This window comes from Exiguobacterium sp. s89 (assembly GCF_018617735.1).
GTDB lineage: Bacteria > Bacillota > Bacilli > Exiguobacteriales > Exiguobacteriaceae > Exiguobacterium > Exiguobacterium marinum.
This window is the reverse complement of the sequence record NZ_JACSKS010000002.1, coordinates 397,785-419,237: the sequence shown is the minus strand read 5'-3', so window position 1 is coordinate 419,237 and position 21,453 is coordinate 397,785. Positions and strand designations below refer to the sequence as shown.

The 21,453-nt window shown below is 49.5% G+C and carries 12 protein-coding genes and 1 riboswitch; of the genes, 5 read left to right on the top strand and 7 right to left on the bottom strand.

Translation table 11 applies throughout. The annotated features are described in order from the left end of the window. Positions 1-241 precede the first annotated feature (241 nt). On the top strand, positions 242-685 hold the full coding sequence (locus KNO96_RS08105) for a sigma factor (protein ID WP_214703300.1): 444 nt from the start codon (positions 242-244) through the stop codon (positions 683-685). A gap of 13 nt (positions 686-698) precedes the next feature. After that, entirely contained in the window at positions 699-1,562 is an 864-nt protein-coding gene (locus KNO96_RS08100; protein ID WP_214703299.1) for a tyrosine-type recombinase/integrase, read from the top strand. 46 nt (positions 1,563-1,608) lie between these two features. Here KNO96_RS08100 and KNO96_RS08095 read toward each other — a convergent pair whose 3' ends face one another. Beyond that, positions 1,609-1,776, bottom strand: coding sequence for a hypothetical protein (locus KNO96_RS08095; RefSeq protein ID WP_214703298.1), 168 nt, complete (start codon positions 1,774-1,776; stop codon positions 1,609-1,611). A gap of 210 nt (positions 1,777-1,986) precedes the next feature. Here KNO96_RS08095 and KNO96_RS08090 point away from each other — a divergent pair, with 210 nt between their 5' ends. Both KNO96_RS08090 and KNO96_RS08085 read left to right on the top strand, forming a co-directional pair. Next, positions 1,987-4,071, top strand: coding sequence for a heparinase II/III domain-containing protein (locus tag KNO96_RS08090; RefSeq protein WP_214703297.1), 2,085 nt, complete (start codon positions 1,987-1,989; stop codon positions 4,069-4,071). A 161-nt stretch (positions 4,072-4,232) separates the two neighbouring features. Then, positions 4,233-5,033: a hypothetical protein gene (locus tag KNO96_RS08085; RefSeq protein WP_214703296.1), complete on the top strand. Its 801-nt coding sequence runs from the start codon at positions 4,233-4,235 to the stop codon at positions 5,031-5,033. A gap of 66 nt (positions 5,034-5,099) precedes the next feature. On the opposite strand, the gene KNO96_RS08080 is transcribed toward KNO96_RS08085, so the two are convergent. The 5 genes from KNO96_RS08080 to KNO96_RS08060 form a co-directional block, all read right to left on the bottom strand. Further along, complete coding sequence (locus KNO96_RS08080; RefSeq protein ID WP_214703295.1) at positions 5,100-10,379, bottom strand: SpaA isopeptide-forming pilin-related protein; 5,280 nt, start codon at positions 10,377-10,379, stop codon at positions 5,100-5,102. A 115-nt stretch (positions 10,380-10,494) separates the two neighbouring features. Then, a complete protein-coding gene (locus tag KNO96_RS08075) occupies positions 10,495-11,262 on the bottom strand; it encodes a transglutaminase-like domain-containing protein (protein WP_214703294.1) in 768 nt (255 codons plus the stop codon). A 13-nt stretch (positions 11,263-11,275) separates the two neighbouring features. Then, positions 11,276-11,352: riboswitch (cyclic di-GMP riboswitch) on the bottom strand. A 169-nt stretch (positions 11,353-11,521) separates the two neighbouring features. Next, positions 11,522-11,674 (bottom strand): hypothetical protein, encoded by a 153-nt coding sequence (locus tag KNO96_RS08070; RefSeq protein WP_214703293.1) that lies wholly within the window; start codon positions 11,672-11,674, stop codon positions 11,522-11,524. 561 nt (positions 11,675-12,235) lie between these two features. Next, entirely contained in the window at positions 12,236-13,729 is a 1,494-nt protein-coding gene (locus KNO96_RS08065) for a topoisomerase DNA-binding C4 zinc finger domain-containing protein (protein ID WP_214703292.1), read from the bottom strand. 469 nt (positions 13,730-14,198) lie between these two features. Beyond that, positions 14,199-16,721, bottom strand: coding sequence for a hypothetical protein (locus tag KNO96_RS08060; protein ID WP_214703291.1), 2,523 nt, complete (start codon positions 16,719-16,721; stop codon positions 14,199-14,201). Between the two features lie 742 nt (positions 16,722-17,463). Here KNO96_RS08060 and KNO96_RS08055 point away from each other — a divergent pair. Further along, positions 17,464-18,594 carry an SH3 domain-containing protein gene (locus KNO96_RS08055; RefSeq protein WP_214703290.1) on the top strand — a complete coding sequence of 377 codons (1,131 nt, stop codon included), beginning with the start codon at positions 17,464-17,466 and terminating at the stop codon, positions 18,592-18,594. 104 nt (positions 18,595-18,698) lie between these two features. On the opposite strand, the gene KNO96_RS08050 is transcribed toward KNO96_RS08055, so the two are convergent. After that, entirely contained in the window at positions 18,699-21,377 is a 2,679-nt protein-coding gene (locus KNO96_RS08050; protein ID WP_214703289.1) for a S8 family peptidase, read from the bottom strand. Between the last annotated feature and the right edge of the window lie 76 nt (positions 21,378-21,453).

Here is a 21,453-nt window from a genome sequence, read left to right as displayed (position 1 = left end):
TTATTACGTTGTATAGGAATACATCCTTCAAACAACGAGGGACATCCTCCTATAATGGTTGTTATAGAGAATCCCTGCTTTTGATCCGTAAGGCTTGGCGCAAATGGGATACAGCATTTTGAGGCTACATCCGATTTGATTTGACGAAACGACACGGTTGGCGAGGTGCGAAAACCGCATAACAACCATTATGCTGTAACCACCTAGGAAACTTGAGACGCGCGCGGGAAAGCAGCCCATCATGCCAGACGCAAACGAACAAATCAAAGAGTGGGAACCGATGATCTATTACGTCATCCGCCAACTCCATCTCCATCCGAACGAAGTCGACGATGCCGCCCAGACGGCACGGATTGCCCTATGGCGAGCCATCCAGGACGGCAAGACGCTAGGGAAAACCTACTGTTTCATCCGCATCCGTGGGGCAATTTTAAACGAGCGTGCCAAGCAGGCGAAGACGCTCCAGCACGAGGTGACGAGTGAACGACTCCCCGAGCAAATCGACAAGAGCGAAGTGCCGCTGTCCCTCTGGCTAGACGACAAGCGTTCCACTTTACCAAATCGTCATTTCACCTTACTCTGCCATATGCTTCACGGAACCGAAGCATCGCTCGGATACTCCCCGAGCCGCCTCCGTGCCTACAAGGCCGAACTCCAGCGGATGCTTCGTGAGGACAACGAGTAAGAGGAGAATGAAGATGACCCTACACATGAAAGACGCTGTCGATCAACACGTCCACTACTTACGCATGACCGGAAAATCGGACAACACGGTCAGTCAGGCGACCTATAAGTTCGCCCGTTTCGAAAGAATCATGGGACAGAACCGAACCCTCGATGACTTCAAGACGAGACAGGACGTCATGCCGTATATCAATGCCCTTCGCTCCGAAGGATGTCAACCGGTGACAATCAACAATTACTTGAGCGCACTCCGCGGTTTGTATGACTGGGCCATCACCGAGCAGCTCGTCATGCACAATCCGTTTCATCAACTTCGCGTGAAAGTGACGGAACGGACACCTTCGGACGTCCCAACACCAAGCGACTTACACCGAGTCATCGATGCAATCGACGTCCCGCTGTACCGAACCTTTTTGACGCTCCAGTTGCATACGGGGATGCGCATCAACGAGGTAAGGCAACTGACACTTGATGCCATCGATTTGAATGCGCGTCTCCTGTACATCCACGAATCGAAGACGGGGAAACCGCGCAAGGTCCCACTGAACGATGCGGCTCATGCGATGATGACGACGTACCTCGAGGAAGAGCGCCGATGCATCGATTCACCATATGTCTTCCCGAGTGCCCGCGGCGAGCTCATCTGCAAGACGACGATCAACCGTCACCTGAAACGTGCCGCCGAAGACGTGCTCGGTACATCCGTCACGTCGCATACGCTCCGGCACGCCTTCACGTCACATCTCTATGACAAGGGCGTCAAGGAGACAACGTTGTCCGAACTGCTCGGCCATAGCGAGCCGAAGACGACCCGGCGCTATATCCGTGTGCGCGAGGACCATCTGCGGGATGCGGTGGAGCGACTGACGTTGGAATGAATACAGGAACATAAAAAATCCGGTCCACGAGCGACCGGATTTTTGATCATCTTTTCATCACAAATACCTTCAATAGATATCCGATGATTCCAATCAATGCGGCAATCGCAAGATACACGATTGGCACGAGAAGTTGCGGGGCTGTCAAAGATACAACATAAACAAACATCGCAGTAATAAAGAAAAGTAGTAGGAACAAGCTGACATGTTTCAATGTATTTCCCCCCTTCACAATCTGTACGCTTTAGACCGTCCTCACTGAGTCACTTTATCACCTCGATCTAATTCCCGTCTCGGTAGTCTATTTTTTTGACAGGTTAAATACATTCCCTATTCGAAATTAAAAATATAGAAAATTAAGGAAATAAGCACACCTCATGGTATACTTTGAAAAAGAAGTAAATCCAATTTTTGAGGTGTATCTATGAAACGAATCTTACTCGTCCTCGTCTTGATCGGCGCGTGGGGATCTGTCACCCCGACCGACTCCGCTCAGGCTGCGACGAACCCGTTCCACATCCGCTCTGTCCCGAACGCCATCGTCTATGAGATGAAAAGCGGGAAGCTGACGAAAGTGGCGACCTATTCGACGACGAAACGCTATGCGGCGATCAGTACGTCCGGCTGGTACTATGTCGCCCTAAGCGGTGGGAAGAAGGTCTACATAAAGAAGAGTCAGGCGAAGCTCTTACTCGCTGACGCCATCACCCGTTCAAACTTAACATCGAGCGGGACAGCACGACTCACCCACGAATACATGCGACAGATGGCACCGCATGTCCCTTATGAATATGAACGTCTCACCGAAGCGAGGGCGATCGACAATGCGAACCGGGCCCTTCGCGGGGATTGGTCAATCCCGTCAAACCCTTATCAATTGTCGGTCCCGAACATCGACACGTTCGATTGGCATCGAGACATCCCGAGTTCCTCAAGCAACTCGTATCCGTTCCAAATCCACTATTTGACGGTATTGAACCAATTGACGCAAGCCTACAATGCGACAAACGACACCGCATATTTGAAATACGGGATGCGTATCGTGAAGAGTTGGACGAAAGCCCACCCCGTCGCCAACTACAAACAGTATCGCTGGCCGTATAACGACCACGGCACATCGGTCCGCACGTTCCATTTGTTGAACTTCTGGGACGCGTATAAGTCGTCGTCCCTCTATAAAGACACGTCGTTCACGGGACTCATGTTGCGGACAATCCATGAGCACGGCACACTGCTCGCGACATCGAGTTTTTATAAGTATGAACATAACCACGGGGTGTTCCAGGACATGGCACTCACGGCGATCGCGCAGACGTTCCCGCAGTTCGACCAAAGCGCGAGATGGAAAACCGTCGCTGACAGCCGGCTCGACAAACAGATCCGCCACAGCATCACGTCGGACGCCGTCCATCTCGAGCATTCACCAGGCTATCAGGCGTATATGTATCACGTGCTCGACCGCTTCGTAATCTGGGCGGACGAGAACCGCTTCACGCTCCCGTCGAGCATGAACCGCGTCGAATATATGCCGAAACAGCTGACGTATATGGTGAAGCCGAACGGGACGCTCCCAATCTTCGGGGACACGTCCGGGGCACGACGCACGACGTCGATCATCCCGCATATCGAAGACTTCCCACAGCTCGCCTATGCGGTCTCGGGAGGGAAGGAAGGGTCACGTCCACCGCTCAAAGCGAAGAAAATCAGCACGCAGTATAGCTTCATGCGCGAATATTGGTCCGCCCCACCACGCGCCTTCAATCAGGCGACGCAAGTGATGATGACGGCGGGCTATCACAGCAACGCCCATAAGCACGCCGACGATTTGAGCATCGACCTGTACGGGCTCGGCCGCGACTTCATCATCGAGACGGGTCGCTACGGCTACACGAACCGCCCGGAACGACAGCGCGTCTTCGGGGTCGATGCTCACAATACGGTCCATCGGGACGGGTCGAATCTCGACTTGAGCACGTCGATGCGCGAGAAGAGTAAGATCGTCACCGTCAAAAACCTCGGTCCGTCACTCCTCGCGATGGGTGAAAGCAAGCTCATCGGCAAAGGGGCGACCCATCGCCGGACACTCGTCTATGACAAGGCGCAGACGCTCATCGTCTATGACCGGATCAGTTCCCCGACACAGGAGAAGTTCGTGCAACGGTTCCATCTTGCGGAAGGATTGAAACTGCTCCAGAGCTCGATGGCGACCCAGAACGTCGTCTATGGCGACTCGAACGACCGGACAATCCAGCTCATGCAGCTGAATCTTAAAAATTCATCGATGCGCAACAGCACGAGTTTCGTCGCCGTCGAGGATTACGAGTGGAAGCCGCGTCCACAAGTCATCTCGTATAACACCGGGAAAGACGTGCGCTACCTCACGCTCATCCGACTCGACCAGTCGAAGACGATGATCCGGTCGGCGAGTGTGAAAGTATCCGGTTCAAACTATATCGTGACGTACACGCTCTCGAATAAAGAGACGAGACAGATCAGTGTGCCGATGTAATATCTAGGCTATGCCAAAGCTAAATAACTTGATGTCTATAAACTACTTTCACCTTTATTTTATAATGCCTTTACACTTTATTTATTGTAGCTATTAAAAAATAGCTTGATTCCCCATTCTATCGGGTTTCAAGCTATTTCATTTTAAGGAGTTAGAATTCCATGAGCATTCTTTCGACAATTGTGTTAATCGGCATATTTGCATCGTTTATTACTTTTTTAATGCTATATGTCGAAATCATAGCGACTTCATTTATTTCAGACTGGAAAAAACTTAGTAAAAACAAGATAGTTTTTTTTCATGTTTTTAGGCGCTTGTCCATCTCCATACTTATGAGTGGATTAGTTTCGGTTAACCTTATTTTTAATTTATATATTTTTTACTACTTTACAAATCCCATCCCAAATAACTTTCTTGAATGGCCTTTAAGAATAATTTATATGAGTACCCCCATCATTTTTTTTACTATTGAATCATTCGGTATTTTTTTGAGGATAGTGTTTCAAAATATTAATATTGAGAATACCAAATACACAATACTTTTTTTACTCGGAGCTGTCCACAATCTATTATTTTTAAGATTTTATTTTTCAAACTCTTCAAGAGATTATTTTTCAGCAGTCGTTCAATTTCTCATTTCAGTCTTTATAGTTATCGTAAAAGGAGTAGCACACTCCATTTCCCTCAATAAAATTGGACAAAATAGATTTAGAAAGTTATATGTACAGCCAAGAGGCTCTATATTTGATAGTTACTTTGTTTCCAGTAAGCCTTATTTGAAAGAGATTAATGTGTGGATGGACTCATTAGTACTGATATTTACTTCTTTAGGATTAATTTTAACTTCCGACACCTTATCTCCTTTTATGAATACAAAGTATACGATTTGGTTTATAGTCATTTTTTTAGGTATTATCAATGCTAAAATCATATCTAATCATGAAAGGGTAGAGGAACAATAACATTCTATCATTTTGAAACAAACAGGTCCTTTACGCCATGTTCGCGTAAAGGACCTGTTTTCATGTTTATGCCGTCTTCCGTCTTGTCGTCCACAGGAATCCGATCCCGATGGCTAGAAGTACCAAGCCGATCAACCAACCGTTCGACGATTCGCCACCTAAGAATGGGAGTCGCTCCGTCAATGTCGGTTTCTTGCTGCCGCCTGCACCGAGTGTCGATTCAGAGTCGGCGTCATCGTAACCGCCTCCACCGGCACCGCCAGGGATTTCTGTCTCTTCAAATTCGAAATACTCTGCTGTGTTTTCTACAGTGATCTGTTGTTCGTTCGCACCACCACGCTCGAATCGGATTGTCCATGGCGCCTCGGTTTCCACGAGCGTGTACGTGCCGAGTCTCAAGTCGGTCACGCGCGCTTCACCCGACGCATCCGTCGTGAGAGTGATCACCTTACCGGTTGAATCGGTCAACGTGAACGTGGCCCCTTCGAGCGGTTCACCCGTCTCACTGTCGACCTTCTTGACGAGGAGTGTCTTGATGCGGTCGTTCTCTACCTTGACCGTCTTCTCGACATCTCCGCGCTCGAACGTGAATGCATACGGTGACTCATCTAAGAAGTACCCCTTCGGTGCCTTCGTCTCGACGAACTGATAGTAGCCTGGAACGAGCCCCTCGACGACAATCTCTCCGTCTTCATTCGTGACGAGGTCCGCTTTCACGACTTCGCTATCACCGTTCAACAGCTTGAACGTCGCACCGGCCAACACATTACCGGTCTCGCTGTCCGTCTTGACGAGTCGCACCGATTTGTACGGGTCGTTCGTCACATTGACCGCGAGGACTTCATTCGTTCCGCGTGTGAGCGTGAACTCATGTTTTGCCGTATCTAAGATGTAACCTGCCGGCGCCTTCGTCTCGACGAACGCGTAGTCGCCCGGTTCGAGGTCGCGAACGAAGATCTCTCCAGACGCATCTGTGACAAGTCCTTCACGGACGACGTCACCCGACGCATCGATCAAGTCAAACGTCGCGCCCGGAAGCACATCGCCCGTCGTGACGTCCGTCTTCGTGAGACGGACTGACTTTTTCTGTTCGTTCGTGACAGTGAGTGTCGTCGGTTCTGCTTGACGAGATGCCACGCTGAACGTGTGCTCTTTCGGATCGAGCAAGTAACCGTCCGGCGCTTTCGTTTCGACGAACGCATAGCTGCCCGGTGTGAGCCCGCCGACATAAATCTCACCTGTCGCGTCCGTCACGAGTCCGGCGCGGATCGTCGTCCCGAACGAATTGACGAGATTGAACGTCGCCCCCGCTAGACGGTCGCCCGTCTCCGAGTCGACTTTCGTCATCCGGACCGATTTGTATGAATCGTTCGTCGCAATCACTTCTGTGACGTCGTTCGTCCCGCGTACGAGCGTGAACGGACGGGCCGTCATGTCGAGCATGTACCCAGACGGTGCAACCGTCTCTTGGAAGTAGTACTCGCCCGGGTTCAATCGGTCGACCAAAATCTCCCCGTTCGCATCCGTCTTCAAGCCCGCCTCGACGAGGATGCCGTCCTGTCTATAGAGCGAGAACGTCGCATTTGCGAGGCGTGAGCCGTTGATCACGTCCGTCTTGATGAGACGGACCGATTTTTGCTGTTCGTTCGTGATGGTGATCTGTTCATCGACGTCTTGCCCGTACTCGACCGTGAACGCATGAGGCGTCTTGTCTAAGATGTAGCCGGTCGGTGCGGTTTTCTCGACGAATGTGTACGTACCGATGTCTAGGCGGTCGACGACGACCGTCCCGTCTGCTCCCGTCGTCACGTCGTCACGGACGACTTCGTTCTTACTGTTGTATAACGTGAAGACTGCGCCTTGAAGCGTGGCGTTCGTGTCTTTATCCACTTTCGTCAACTTCACACGCTTCATCGTCTCGTTTTTGACGTTGTCTTTTTGAACGGCGTCACTCTCGAGCGTCACCGTGAACGTATACGCCTTTTCAGGTAACACGTATCCGTCCGGCGCCTTCGTCTCGACGAGCTGGTACGTGCCGAGGTCGAGGTCCTCAATCAATAGGACACCGAACGCATCGGCCGCGAGCCCCGTGCGGAGCGTGTTTCCGTTCATGTCTTTCAAGTCAAAGACGGCACCTGGGAGCGCCAAGCCCGTCTTCCAGTCGACTTTCGTCACTTCGATTGACTTGAACGGCTGGTTCTGTACACCGACTGTCGTTGTCGTCAATTGGTCTTTCACGATGGAGAAGCCATGCTTCTTCGCATCGAGGAGATGATCCGTCGGCGCCTTCGTCTCAACGAAGTAATACATGCCCGGCTCGAGACCTTTCACGGTGATCTTGCCGTCCTTGTTTGTCACGAGCCCTTCGCTGACGAGCGTATCGGCGGCATTATATAAACTGAATTCCGCTCCTTCGAGTACCTTGCCGGAAGTCGACGTCTTCATCAATTCGACGTCTTGGCGGATCGTGTCGTTTTTGACGGTCGTCGCTTCTTTCACTTTCGCGATGGTGATATTTCGGGATGCCGTCGCGATCAAGTAACCGTCCGGCGCTTTCGTCTCGACTAGACGATAGTCCCCATAAAGGAGGCGACCGAACGTCAAGGTCCCATCGGTTCCTGTCGTGCCGCGACGGACGGTACGTCCGCTACCGGTGTCGATTAAGTCGAACGAGGCCCCGCTCAAGTTCTTCTCGCTCAACTCGTCCGTCTTCGTAATCGTCAATTCGCCGAGTTCTCCGCTCGCCGTCCCCATTCCGGACGTACGGGCGACTCGGACCTTCGATTGTTTCGTCGTCGTGTTCTCGGATACCTCGTCCGCCGTCACATAGACGTCGTTCGTGATATCCGTCCCGACCGCGGCCAAGATATATGAGTCATATTCTAAAATGTACGGGCGATCAATCGGGGCGTTGAACGATAGTTCGAACTCGCCCATCTCTTGGATCGCTCTGACCGTGTACGAATCCGTCGACAGCTTCCCTGCCTTCGTCACCGTACCGTTCGCGGCGACCGTCGTCTCATAGACGCTCAACGAATCAAGCAGGATGTCCTGATTGTTCGAGGGGACGTCACGAATGACGACGTTTTGTAACGATGATTGTCCGAAATTGATGTCGATCGTCCAGGCGATGAGCTTTCCTTGTTGAACGCCTCGTTTCTCGTTATATTCGCCACCGTGACGAATCGTCACCGTCGCCGGCAAGTTGCCGAGCTCGGTCGCTCCGTCCGTGACCACGGCCGTGTTTTTATAGGACGGCGCGATTTTTGTGTTGTCGATGTTCGTGTCGTACGTGATGACGTACGCGTCACTCGTCGGGTCGTTGAACGTCAAGACGAAGCCTGTGTCACTCCACACGACGTTATACGCGGACGCCGGGATCGGGGTCGCATCGACCGAGTAGGCGTTCGCCCCACTTCCGCGCGTCATCTTGGCGACGGTGAAGGAATCCTTGTCCGGTACTTGCGTCCCTTCCCACGTGTCGGTGACGGTCATGTTCGTCGTCGCATACTCGTGGTAGTTGATCCCGATTTTCCAAGTGATGTCTTTCGTGACGGCGTTATACGTGCCGCCTTTGAATCCGTTGTTGCGCGTGTTCGATGCCGGCTCGACGGAATCCGTCGTCGTCACCGTGCGTCCGTTCGATGATTCATCGACCCAGTCGACGGTCGCCTCGTTGACGAAGCTCGTATTGTTCGCGTCCAGACGCTCGCGGTAATCGAACGTCGTTTCATACGTGATGTCATGTGTATCGGTCAATTGTATGTTGAAACGGATGGTGAAGCCGTTCGCGTCAGGCGTGACCGTGTAGTCCGTCCCTTTCGTCAATCCGCTGATCGACAGCGAGTCCTCGATAAACGTCAAGCCCTCGTTCGGGAACGTGTCCGTGATGATGACATCGTTCATCACGCGTTTGTCCCGGTTCAACTCGAGCGTCCACTCGATCGTTTCTGCCGCATAATCGGGTGCCTTGTGCGTCTTTCGTAAGACGGCTTGCCCGATTGACTGGGTCGCCGACTTCTTCCAGCCGTTCACTTCGATCGTGTTCGTCACACTGCCCGAGGAGACGATACGGTTTTTCGCTTGTGTTTCATACACGAGCTGATACGCCGTCCCGTTCTTCGGCAGGTCGAACGTGAATCCTTCAAGTCCCGTATCCGTGATTTTGCTTGGTGTCACGGGAACGGCTACCCGATTCGCGATCTTTCCGTCCCCATCGAGTGTCACCTCATATAACGTGAGATTGATCAATTGATGGGTGTCGGTGAACAAGTCCTTTACCGTGAGCGAGCCCATATTCCGTTGACGGAAGTTGATGTCTGACTCCCACGTGATTGTCTGGGTGACATCGTCATAGCCGTCCGTCCGCTTCTCGAGCTCCGTCCCTCGTCCGACAGCAACCGTCGCCGAGGCCGTTGCTTTATCGAAGGACGTCCCTTCGAGGTTCGTGACGTTGTTGAACGTCGCCACCTCTTCATTGAGTATATCCGTGATAAAGGTGAGGCGATAAGCGTTTTGGATCGTCCCGAAGTCGATGGCGAGACCGTCCGTCGTGTCGACCGTGAGCCCCGTCACCGGTTCTTCACGGATGACATTCCCGTTCATCGCCATGACGAGCCGCGTCACTTCCATGCTGTCGGCGCGATACGCCAGACCTGCAGGGATCACGTCCGTCCAGCGGGCATCCTCAATCTGTTTCAGCCCTTTGTTCAACTCGACCGTCCATTCGATCGAGCTCGGGTTGTACGGTCGGTCGGCGACACCGGCTTTCGTGATGTCTTTCCCTGGACTTTTCAATCCGACCGGTAACGTTTGCGAGAGCTGGTTTTCGATTGGGGTGATCGTGACCGTCCGTTCTTCGGAGATCTCGGTCGTCTCTTTCACTTGTGTCAGGGCTTGAATCGTCCCTTCGATGTTTGAGTATTTGTAGACGTTGTCGTTAAATCTCATCGTCGCCGTCCCGTCAAGGGCGAGAGAGTATGTCCCCATCGACTGCCCGTTGAAGTTGAGCGGTGCGTTCGTGACCGCGTCATACACCCTTAACTCACTTGGCATCTGGAACGTGAACATCGACCCGTCCGTATAACTGTGCCCGTTCGAGATCGACCAGTTGTAGTTGATCTCGACGATCGAATCGGGCGTGACCGTACTCACCTCAACGTTTTCCGTTGTCGTCGTCCGAATCGTGTACGATTTCAAAATATTGTCGGTGATCGTCATGACCGGGTTGTCCGGTGGCTGCGGGTCCGTGATGACCGGGTCCCCTTCCGCATACGCCATTCGCGAGACAGCGAACGGCTGCATGACGAGCAATATGGTCAAGACCATGGATAACCATCGTTTCATGTGCGTTTCCTCCTGCGTCTTTGTTTGCAGACATCACAAACGTGAAACAAGGAGATTCGCCTCAAAGAACATACCAAAAAAAGGCCGCCTTCTCGGAAGGGACCTTGGTCGTCATTCAGTCATAGAGTGTGGCACGATAGTCAGAGGTGCTACGATACGTCGTCGTCCGTCGCTCGGTCACGTCACGCGTCACATCGATGACACGCCACTTCCCACTCACGAACACTTCGTTCCACGCATGATAGCCGTCGACGCCTTTCGCCGTCCCCATCACGAGACGGGTCGGGATGCCTTGGGCACGAAGGAGTGCTGCGTTTAGTGACGCGAAGTCATAGCAGATCCCCCGTTTCGTCCGAATCGTGTCGGCGTTATTCGGCAGATAAGTCGATGAGAGCTTCACGAGCTTGTTGTCGTCATAGTCAACGAGTCGGTTGACGTGACGGCTCGTCACGAGCGTTTGTGTCGAAGTGGAGTAAGATGAACGTGACAACGACGAGGCGAGACGCGACGTCGCAGAATCAATGGAGACATTTTGGGTGGAATGGAGATACGGTGCCGTCGAATGGACGAGGCGGACCGTTTTCTGAAGGCGGTAGACGCGTTTATAGCGTTTCCCGTCCGATGACTGGTAAAGCGTGAATGAATAGTCTCCATTCCCATAGTTGACGTTGAAATGATTCTTCCCTCTATAGACATCGTAAGTACGGACCTGCTTGCCTTGTCGCACCTCGAACTTGAACGATTCTTTGTCCTTATTTGAGATGTACACGTCGACTTTCCCCGTCCGAGTATCGACACGCGCGCTCGCCGCATCTGCGACGGCAGGTCGCACCACAATCAGTGCGAACAACAATACCAACATCCCTGCGAAGAATTTCTTCACGAGACGAACCTCCTTTGGAAACTGGCTGCCATTTTACAGGCCCTATAGCTTTGCGTCACTCGCTTTCGCGTAGTTTTGCCATTATCAGTGAAGTCTTACGCCTCAACCTTAGCATAAGGGATGCGTGGACGATGTCTGATTTTTAAATTTTATGGGAATGAATGTGCTGAAGTGGATACGCAAAAATTCCTCATCGTAAGTGGCGTGAGAGGATCTAGCGGAAGCTGTCAAGAACAGTCAAATAGACAATAACCTTTCATTATTTTGAGCGGAATGACAGTTGTTCCGTGAATGGGAAACGACGATGGATTCGTTGTTTCACAAATCCTGACAGGGTGACAAACGAATTTAAGATAAAACCGAGGGTCGGAAGCGCCAGTAACAATAAGACGTAAAAAAGAACATCGTTCAATGGACACAGCTCCTTCGTAATAGATGAGTAGAATGATTAAAAGTTCCAAATCCTTCACTTGAATTGTGTGGAAACAGAACATTGTATTATGGATTGGAATTCAATTAATACCTATATATAACATTAGTGTAACGTTATTGTAACAAACATTCTGTTTGTTTTTAATAAAAAAGGGGAATTAATTGTGTTGGCTATAGGTCTTTCGTTCGACAGGAAGTGACAAAATGATCAGACACATAAAAGACGAACCCGTTTGAGTTCGACTAACGATTGGGCGTTTAGTTGTTTGATTGTCGTTTTTTTGAGACTGAACACTGTAACCACGAAACTTTTAAGCTCCACTACCATCGTTGCTTTGGATCCAATATCAATTCTCACGAATGCAACGCACAAAGATAAACCCAATTCAGCCACTCTTGATGGTTTGGGACCTACCACATCGATTGCATATATCATAGAATTCATCTGAATTGATATTTCGATCCCTTAGACTTTTCTCCCCCTCTTAATTCGTAGTTCATATATCAAAAGAAAAGAACCGCCGTCGGCGATTCCATTCCTTCATTTCATCCTCTTCTCAACCTGCTTCATCTGCTCCACATCTTCTCGTTCCATCGTATGTTTACAAAGCGGGAAGTTCAAACATCCATAAAACTTGCCGTTCTTCCCGTCCCGCAGCACAAGATATCCTCTGCACGAGGGACAGACAATCGGATCATGGATAATACTTGGATGATTGGCGGTATAGTCACAGCCCGGATAGTGACTGCAACCGACAAACGTTGACTTTCGGTTTGTCTGTTCACGAATGACCAAGTGACCATCTAAACAACGAGGGCATTTTGGATTATCCCGGATGCTCTTGCCCTCCTCGATTCCCATTTCATACGGGACTTGTTGCTCCTTGATCAACTCTTGGACAAACGTCGACATGCGGTCATCCGGCGTCAGCACATACGTCGTATGTTTCGTCCGTGTCAACGCTACATAGAACAGACGGCGTTCTTCCCCAAACTCCAACTCTTCTTGTTTCTGAAGGACGAATGACAATAACGGGTCATCCATGATCTTATTCGGGAAGCCGTTCTTACTATTTGCCGTATTGATCAAGATCACGTTCTCTGCTTCAAGTCCCTTTGAACGGTGAGCCGTCAAAAAGGAGATTCGAAGATTCGGATGCGTCCGGTCGGTCACTTGCACTTCATCTTTCATGTGCTTCACTCGAAACGAAGCGCTTCCCTCAATTGACTTGATGTCAAAGTTGTTCCGTCCGACGAGCAGTACATCCGACTCCGGACCATGTGATTGAACGATTTGATCAAGCGCTCTACGTAAGGCGACTTCAAAGTCGTTCTTCCCCTTGATCCCCATCACGAGAACAGGTGTGGTCAGTCGTTTTCCCGAAGAGAGGTTCTTTCGAATTTGACGCTTGTTCTTCATGACGAATCGACCAGCGATATCGATCAATTGTTGCGAGTTGCGGTACGTGTTCTCAATTTTTAGTAGAGCACTCTTGCCAAAGTAATGTTCAAAATCTGTGAACAGACTCAAATCAGACCCCGCAAACCGATAGATGGACTGCCAGTCATCTCCAACGCACAGGATAGTCGCCACCGTCTTCTTTCGGATTGCTTCAATCAGACGATAACGACTGGCGGAGATATCCTGATACTCATCGATGATGATGTATTTGTACGGCAAATGGACGGCATCGGACGAAACAATCGAAGTCGCTTCGTTGATCATGTCATTGAAGTCGATTTTGTTCGTTCGTCGCAAATATTCCTCATACATCCGGTACATCGGTTTGACGAGACGGGAGAAGAGGAGTGCTCGTTGATAATGAAACAAGTCCTTCTTGTTCAAACTCTGTGCGAAGACATCAAATTGAGATTCCGTATAATGATTCGATTTGAACAATTGAAGAAAACTCGACACAAAATCGACGAAGTCGTTGAAATTACTCTTTTGTTTCGTACGGTATAACTTTTCGAATATTACTTTCGAGTTCACTTCCCGGAAGACGACACCTTGCTTCAATTGGATCCATCCCATATCACCACCATACCATTTACAATATTTTCAATTCTTTTTCAGTTTATCAAAAAAGCTCATTGCATCGAACATCATTCTTTACAAATAATGAATCTGTTTTCTACCGTGAGATCATAGATATCAATCTCAAAGTGATCGATACGTCTCGTCACCGATAATCAGATGGTCGGCAAATGGATGACTATCAATACACACGCCTCTTTAAGACGTTTCGTTAACTCGATATCTTCGTGACGATTCCGTGTTCCCACTCGGGTGATCGACCATCATGGCGTCCGCATTCGAAAAAATTGCGACCTTCAATACCTCTCTCGAATAGGGTTCATTATATCGATTCGACCGCACGCAAAAAACCCTGAATGAGCACTCTTTATCGAGTGTCTATCATTCAGGGTTCAGTTCAAACATTAGTCAGAGATTCCTTTATTATGAATAATTTTACTCTGATTACGATAAGGGAAGTGGTTTCTTACTTAACTGTTACTACTGTCGTCGCTACAGTGAGCCCATCTTCTGAAACGAACTTAACTGTGTAGTCACCAGTAGCAGGATCAAAATCATCTGAATCAGTTGCAAAAGTTTTAGCGCCAGATGTAACTGCAACAGTGTTGCTGCCCTCAACTGTACTTGTGAAGTACCAAGTACCCATCTCCGCAAAGTCTTTTCCGTACTGATCTTTTGATTTAAATACTGAATCAACATCTGAACCAATTTCTTCAGAAGCTACGATTGAATTCAATGAAGGTTTTTCATTAGTGACTGTAACCAAAGCAGTACCAAGAAGTTGACCATCAGCACTCCAAGCTTTAATGGTAGAGGTTGCTGAAGCTGCATCACTAGCAAGGCCACCTTTTACAGTAAGACCATCGACCACAGCTACTTTAGCATTACTTGAAGTCAATGAAGAAATTTTCCCAGTCTTGAGAACTACTGATTTACCATCAGCTGTTTTACCCATTAATTTTGGCGTAACAGCGTAAGCATCAGCGTTATAAATTGTTCCTAGTGGAGACAATTCATATGATGTAATATCTTTTGAAGCAATAGCTGTCAATGTAATGTTCTTAACTGCGCTCGCTGAACCATCAACAGCAACTTTAAAGACTTTCTGCCCAGCTTCAACTGCCGTAAATTCAGAACCTGATACTGTAAATTTATCGTTTGTAGCATCAACTTCTGTTACTTCGATTGTAGTAGGTTCGATATTGCGACCATACTGATCTTTTACCGAAACGTCATCGAGCATAATTTCATTTGATGCACCAACTTCAAAGAGTGACTCGAAATCAATTGCTGAAATTGTGTTTGCTACAGCTTTAGCTTCTACAGAGAACGTAACAGCCGCGAGTTCTTTTCCATCTTTTGTGGCAGTTACTTTAAATGCATCATTTGCTGTTACAGTACCTTCAAGTTTTCCAGTTTTAGCATTAATGCTAAATCCATTTGAGAAAGTTACTCCAGTTACATCTTTGTTAGGAATCACTTGTCCAAATTGATCGTAAACAACAAGATCAAGTTCAGCTTTTTCACCATCAGCAATTAACTTAGTTGGAGCAGAAATCGCCACTGTTTTAACTGAAGCAGCCGCTTCTATCATTACTGAGAATTGGGCTGTCTTACCATTTGGAAGAATCGCTGTAATAATAGCTGTTCCTGCTTTCGTACCTGCATCTAAAGTTAACTTTTTGTCAACGATTTCTAATGAATCAACATTTACGATATCTGAATCCGAAGATACAAATGTAATTGCATTTAAATCGTCATTTGATAATTCGTATGCAGTCCCATACTGATCAACAGCAGTGTAATCTACAACAAGGTTTTCTTCTCCTGTCGTAATGCGAGTCTTATCTTTTAGTGGTGATACCGATCCAAATGCAAGTGTTTGAAGTCCAATTGGATTTACGAATGTTACATCACCAGTTGTGACCACACCTTCATAGACCGCAGTTACTTTAAACATATCTCCTGCCTTCAACTTACTTCCAGTAATCGTGAAGTCACCTTTAAGGTTGCCTCGTTTGTCAGTAGAAGATCCTTCTGTTACTTCTGAGAAACTAACTTCATCAATTGACTCTGTAGTTGTCACAGTTAATTTATTCGGGTCTACTGTAGTAAACTTAGTGCCATATTGGTTGAGAACATCAAAGTGCAAAGTAGCATTTCCAGCTACGTCCACCTTAGAAGTTGTCATTTTAAGTTCATTTGCTTTTTCCGCTTCGAATTTAACATCAGCAGAAAGTGCTTTTTCCGTCAAGCCTTCAACGACAACTGTGTAATCAGATGGACTAAGTTTACTCAATACTGAAGTAATTACAACAGCATCTTTTGCTTCGTTCCACTCTGTAGTCACGTTGTAGTTTGCAAGACCTTTTGTAAGTTTTACAGTAGCTTTAGATGGGTCAACCGGTTTGTTGAACTTCACTTCAACTTTGTTAACGTCAACAGCTTTTACTGTTTCCAATTCAGGCGCAGATGACACTACTTTGTATTTAACTGTTTTCGTAACAACGCCGTAAGCGCGGTTAGCGTAAGTGAGTGTTCCTTCGAACTCCCCAACTTTATCTGTGTTGAATCCAGCTACTGAAAGTGGTTTCGCATATTCGTTACCGTCTGCGAAGAGAACTGGTTGAACGCGGATTCCTGAAACAGGAACGCCTTGCTCGAATACGAATTCAGATTCAGGTTTGATTTCTTGTGCGTGGTTCAAGACGCGGACGCGCTTCTCAACACGGATGCCTTGGCCTTTAACAAAACCTTTAGCAGTTTGGAATACGCCGAGTTTGTTCAAGTCTACTGAAGATTTGTACCAGTAGATCTCGCTGCCTTTGTACTCTTTGTCGAGTGTCGCGTCGAGGTCCCCTACGCGTACATAATCTGATGAAAGACGTACTGTCTTCATTGCTGCGTCTGCTGTAATTGCAGGCGCTACTGCTGATGCTGCTACTGCGAACGCTGCCGCTGCAGTAACGAATTGTTTCTTCTTAGCCATCTGATGAAAATCCTCCCTTAGGTAGATAGGTTTTTCTACCGTCCTTGCCCAACCGATCTCGTTCGGAGCCATGTATCCATAACAATGAATAAAGTGCTAATGTTTATGTAACCGACTCTTCTGTAGACCAGGCGTTCTCCCCCGGTAGAAGTCTTTGCAAGAATCATCTTGAACAATTTACCAAGACTGTTCTTGGAAAACCTTACATCCATAATATACATAACACTTCCAAGCGACACAAGCGTTTTTTTTCGCAAAATTGGTAACGTTTTTGAATTTTGGAGATTTTAGTTTAATTCATTTTTGTATTTACCTTTTTTGGAAATGTCGAAATGAGTCGATTTTTGTTGATTTCATGCGATTTAAGTTGAAATACTCGTTGAAAACCATTTTTATACCATTAATTACCTTAAGTATTTAATTTACATTATCGATTTTTAAAGTCCCTTCTAATCCATACATATTTCCAAATTAAAAATCATTGACCTCTTTCACAAAACCAAAGTTATCCAAAATATCATTCCTTATTCCAACTACAGGGGGACAGATGGCTAGTTCGGATTGATTATGGCTGCAGGGACTATTTGCCTATCTAAGATTTTTGAACTGGTTCGATTCGTTTATCGCTGATCCTATCACGAGAAACTGAAAAAAAGGTTCCCTTTTCGTCTGAAACGTGACAGATGTTTTGTCATAGATTGCCCTATACTGAAATCAATGAAAACTTAAAGGAGATTCCACTATGCGACACTTAATAAAAGCATCCATCTCGTTCGGATTGATCGGATGTCTCGTCCTCTCACCGAACGGGTTCGTCCCTTCACTCGATTTAACCGTTCAAGCCAAATCCTCATCGGTGACCGCAACGACTGAACGTGTGACAACGGAATATACGAAAGTGTACGCCTCACGGTCGAAGCAGGCGAAGCTCGTCTTCCCGCTCACGTTCGGTACGACCGTCTATCAAAATGCGACGTCTGGGAGTTGGACGAAAATCACCTATAAAGGAAGAACGGGATGGGTGCCGTCAGATGCGCTCATGCCAGCCGTACCTTCCTCGACTGACACTCATCTCGTGAAACAAACGACTTCCTTGTTCTCGACGTGGTCCACGAAAGGAAAACAGATCACAATGGTCCGTTTCGGAGATAGCGCCGTCAAGACCGGGGAATATGGCAAGTGGTCTCGCGTGCGCGTCGGCGGGAAGACCGGTTGGCTACCTTCTAAATATATAAGTACGCCACCTTCAAACAAACAAATCTCTCGGACAGTCTATGGGAGTCATACGTATGGTGTCGATACGCAAGCCGAGTATGATGCGGTCTATAAACGGGTGAAGGCGGAATTTGATGCGAAGTATGATTCTCCTGAGTTCGGTCTTAATGAGTATGTCTATCGCGTCTTAGACGGCGAGAGAGGGACGAAAGACCGGAACGACCCATCGTTTCGTTCACGCGACAATGCGGGTCTCTTGAGTGCCGAGATGTCATTGGAACATGTCTTTCGTGGCGACATCTCGTTCAAAACTTATGAAAAAATGAACCGGGTCCATCGCTTCTATATTTATTTGAGCTCTAAATACGAAGCAGACGCCGTCGTCGGGGATGACCGCGTCAAGTCTGCCTACGATGACTTATTCCGTCGCAAAACAGACTGCGATGCGGGTGCGCAAGTCAAGTCGCTCGTCTACGACTTGGCCGGAATCGACAACGCCATCATCGGGGACGGAGTCACGCATGCGGTGATCTTGTATCAAGTCGAGGAAGGATGGATCGAGCTCGATACCCCTTACACCAAACAAGATATTGACTTCGTCAACGCTTCGAACGTCTATCTCTCCTACACCCAAAGAGGCGAGACAATCGCCTACTGATAAAAAGGGGTTCATCCCCTTTTTATTTTGCCCATTTCCTCGAAAGACCAAAAAACGGGCATCCCGATCACTCGGCATACCCGTCTCTCTTCTATCATATAGTCTTATCGTACAGTCACCTTCGTCATCTTGCCCGGGCGACCTTTCAAGTCCTCGATGTGGACGTTGATCGTCTCACTCTTTTTGAGCGCACGTGTCTTCACAGAGAACATACCGTTCGGAAGGACCGTCCCGCGTCCTAATAACTGATACTTGCTGTTGCGGACGACGACACGCATCCCGGCGTCACCGCGACCCGTTACCGACTTCGCGCCAGAGCGGAGCGTGTTCACTTTCGGTTGCCCTGGACGTGCGCCGGCTTTGACGACGACGCGTTCGCTCGTCTCATACTTCCCGTTCGTATAGACGACACGAAGGAGCGTCCCTGCTTTTTGCGGTTTGATCGAGAAAGCGGCCACGGTCTGTTTCGACGTGCCTCGTCCGATCAACTTCTCTCCTTTATACACACGGACCGTTGTCCCCGACGCGACTTTCGCCTTGAACGTCGTAGAGTTGTCCTGTGCTCTCGCGCCAGAGGCATTCAATTTGAGCATCGACTCGGCGCGGTAGACGTTCGCCTTCCCGAATCCGCTAACCGGGTTGTAATACGCCGGGAGCGTCATGCCCAATTCTTCGAGCACATACTCGAACCCGTCACTCATGCGTGGGTCGTACGGTGCATCCCCACCCGAGAAGGCGATCGGGTCTGCCGTCCGCTGCAAGAGCGTCCGGACGTCTTCGACCGAGAGATCTGGGTGATACGACTTGAGGAGCGCGACGGCTGCAGCGACGTGTGGTGTCGCCATGCTCGTCCCGTCCATGTAGACGACGTTTCCGTCTGGTACGAGACTCGCCACTTTCGAGCCCGGTGCGACGACGTCGACGTTGACGCCGTAGTTCGAGTAATCCGAGACGATCCCGAAGGCGTTCGTCGCGCCGACCGAGATCGTATATTTCGATGATGCCGGATACGACACGCGAGACTGCGCATCGTTCCCTGTCGCCGCCACGATGACGACGCCACGGTCATACGCATACTTCAACATATAACCGAGCGTACGGCTCTCGTTGCCGCCAAGGCTCATATTGATGACTTTCGCCCCCGCGTCGACCGCATACTTGATCCCGAGTGCGATTTGGTCCGTGTCCCCAGAACCGCCCGCATCGAGTACTTTCACCGGCAGAATCGAGACGTTCGGAACGATTCCGCGCATCGAGACGCCGTTGTCACGTGTCGCGCCAATGACGCCGGCGACGTGTGTCCCGTGACCGTGGTCATCGATCGCGTCACCTTCCCCGTTCGGGTCGACGAAGTTTTTCGCGTTTGCGACATCGACCTTGCCTTTTAGGTCAAGGAGACGATGGTCGACCCCTGTGTCGAGGACGGCCACTTTGATCGACCGTTTCGGCAAGTTCAACGCCTCATACTTGTCGAGGCCGATCCCTGCATTCGCGAACGGCTCGAGGACCGATTTCTCGTTGATCGCCCATTGGTAATCGAGGCTGACGTCGGTCGCGAACGACTCATACGTCTGGACCGGCTCGATATACTCGACGTTACGGTCCGACTCGAGCGTCGACTTCGCCTGTGCCTGCATCTTCGTCGACGCTTCTTCCACATCGACGAGCGCGAAGTAGTCAGACGGTTTCCCGATGGCGATACGCTCGGCCGAGACGTCGCTCATCGCGTTCATCTTGCCGATTGATGTGTTTGGTGACGATTTGTATTTGACGATGTAACGCGGTGCGTCACTGCCGTCCGTTTGAATCGTCATCCCGATCTTACCAAAGAGGTCCGTCACCGGGGTCCCGGCGAGCGAGTCCATCTCGAGCGCTGTCGCGATCTCGCCAATCTCGCCTTGCAACGCGGTCGGTACGCTTGCGTCGACCAAGGCGTGGAGACGGTTGATCGCCGAGGCGTCCTGGGTTTTGAGTGTATACGCCTTCTTGTCGACGAGTGCCGTCAGCAACGGACGGAGCGTCTTCAAGTCGGTGAGGGCAGCTTTGCGCTTCTCGCCGTCAAACGTGATCGCCTTGACGATATACGGTGAGGCACGGTAGTAAAGGGCCGACAAGTCGCGACCTTCTTGTGACGTGCCGAGTACTTCACTTTGGACGCGACGGATGAGCTTGAGCATCGAGTCACGTTCCGGTGCCGGTTGGACGATCGATTCGACGGCACACATGTCTCCGCCGACCTGCTCGTATTTGACCGGGAGTTTGACCGGGTTGACGACGAGCTTGATGTCGGACGCGAACATCGAGAGGTCTGGTTCCGGCGGCTCTTCGCCTTCCGGTACCTCTTCTGTCGGCATGTCTATCATCTCTTCGCCGAGTTCCATCGGCATATACTCGACCTTGATGTAGTATGGACCTTCCCATGCGAACGGGAAGTCGATCTTGGCCGTCTGTTCTTCCTCTTCCTTCGTCGCGCTCGCGCGGTAACGGTCGAACGTCTCATCCTTCGCCGCCATGTCGGCGCTCGGGTAGACGCTGATGTTCGCGAGCTTCGAAGATTCGAACGTGACTTCCATATGTGTCATCGCGGACCTCTCTCGTTCCATCTTGAACCAATACGTGTTGACCGGGTCTGTATCGGTCGTGAACTCGAGGGCTTCCCCCGGAGTGAGTAATGTGGCATCGGTCATCCCGTTTCCGCTGTCAGCGAGTGCTGGCGGCAGGAACGAGAGGACGAGGACGAGAACCGTCACCATCGCCACGAATTGCTTGAATCGTGCTTTCATGTTTTCCCCTCTTTCATATGTGTTGGAGCATATGCCCCACATCGTTCTACGGTATTTATCGGTTCATGTTTCAAAA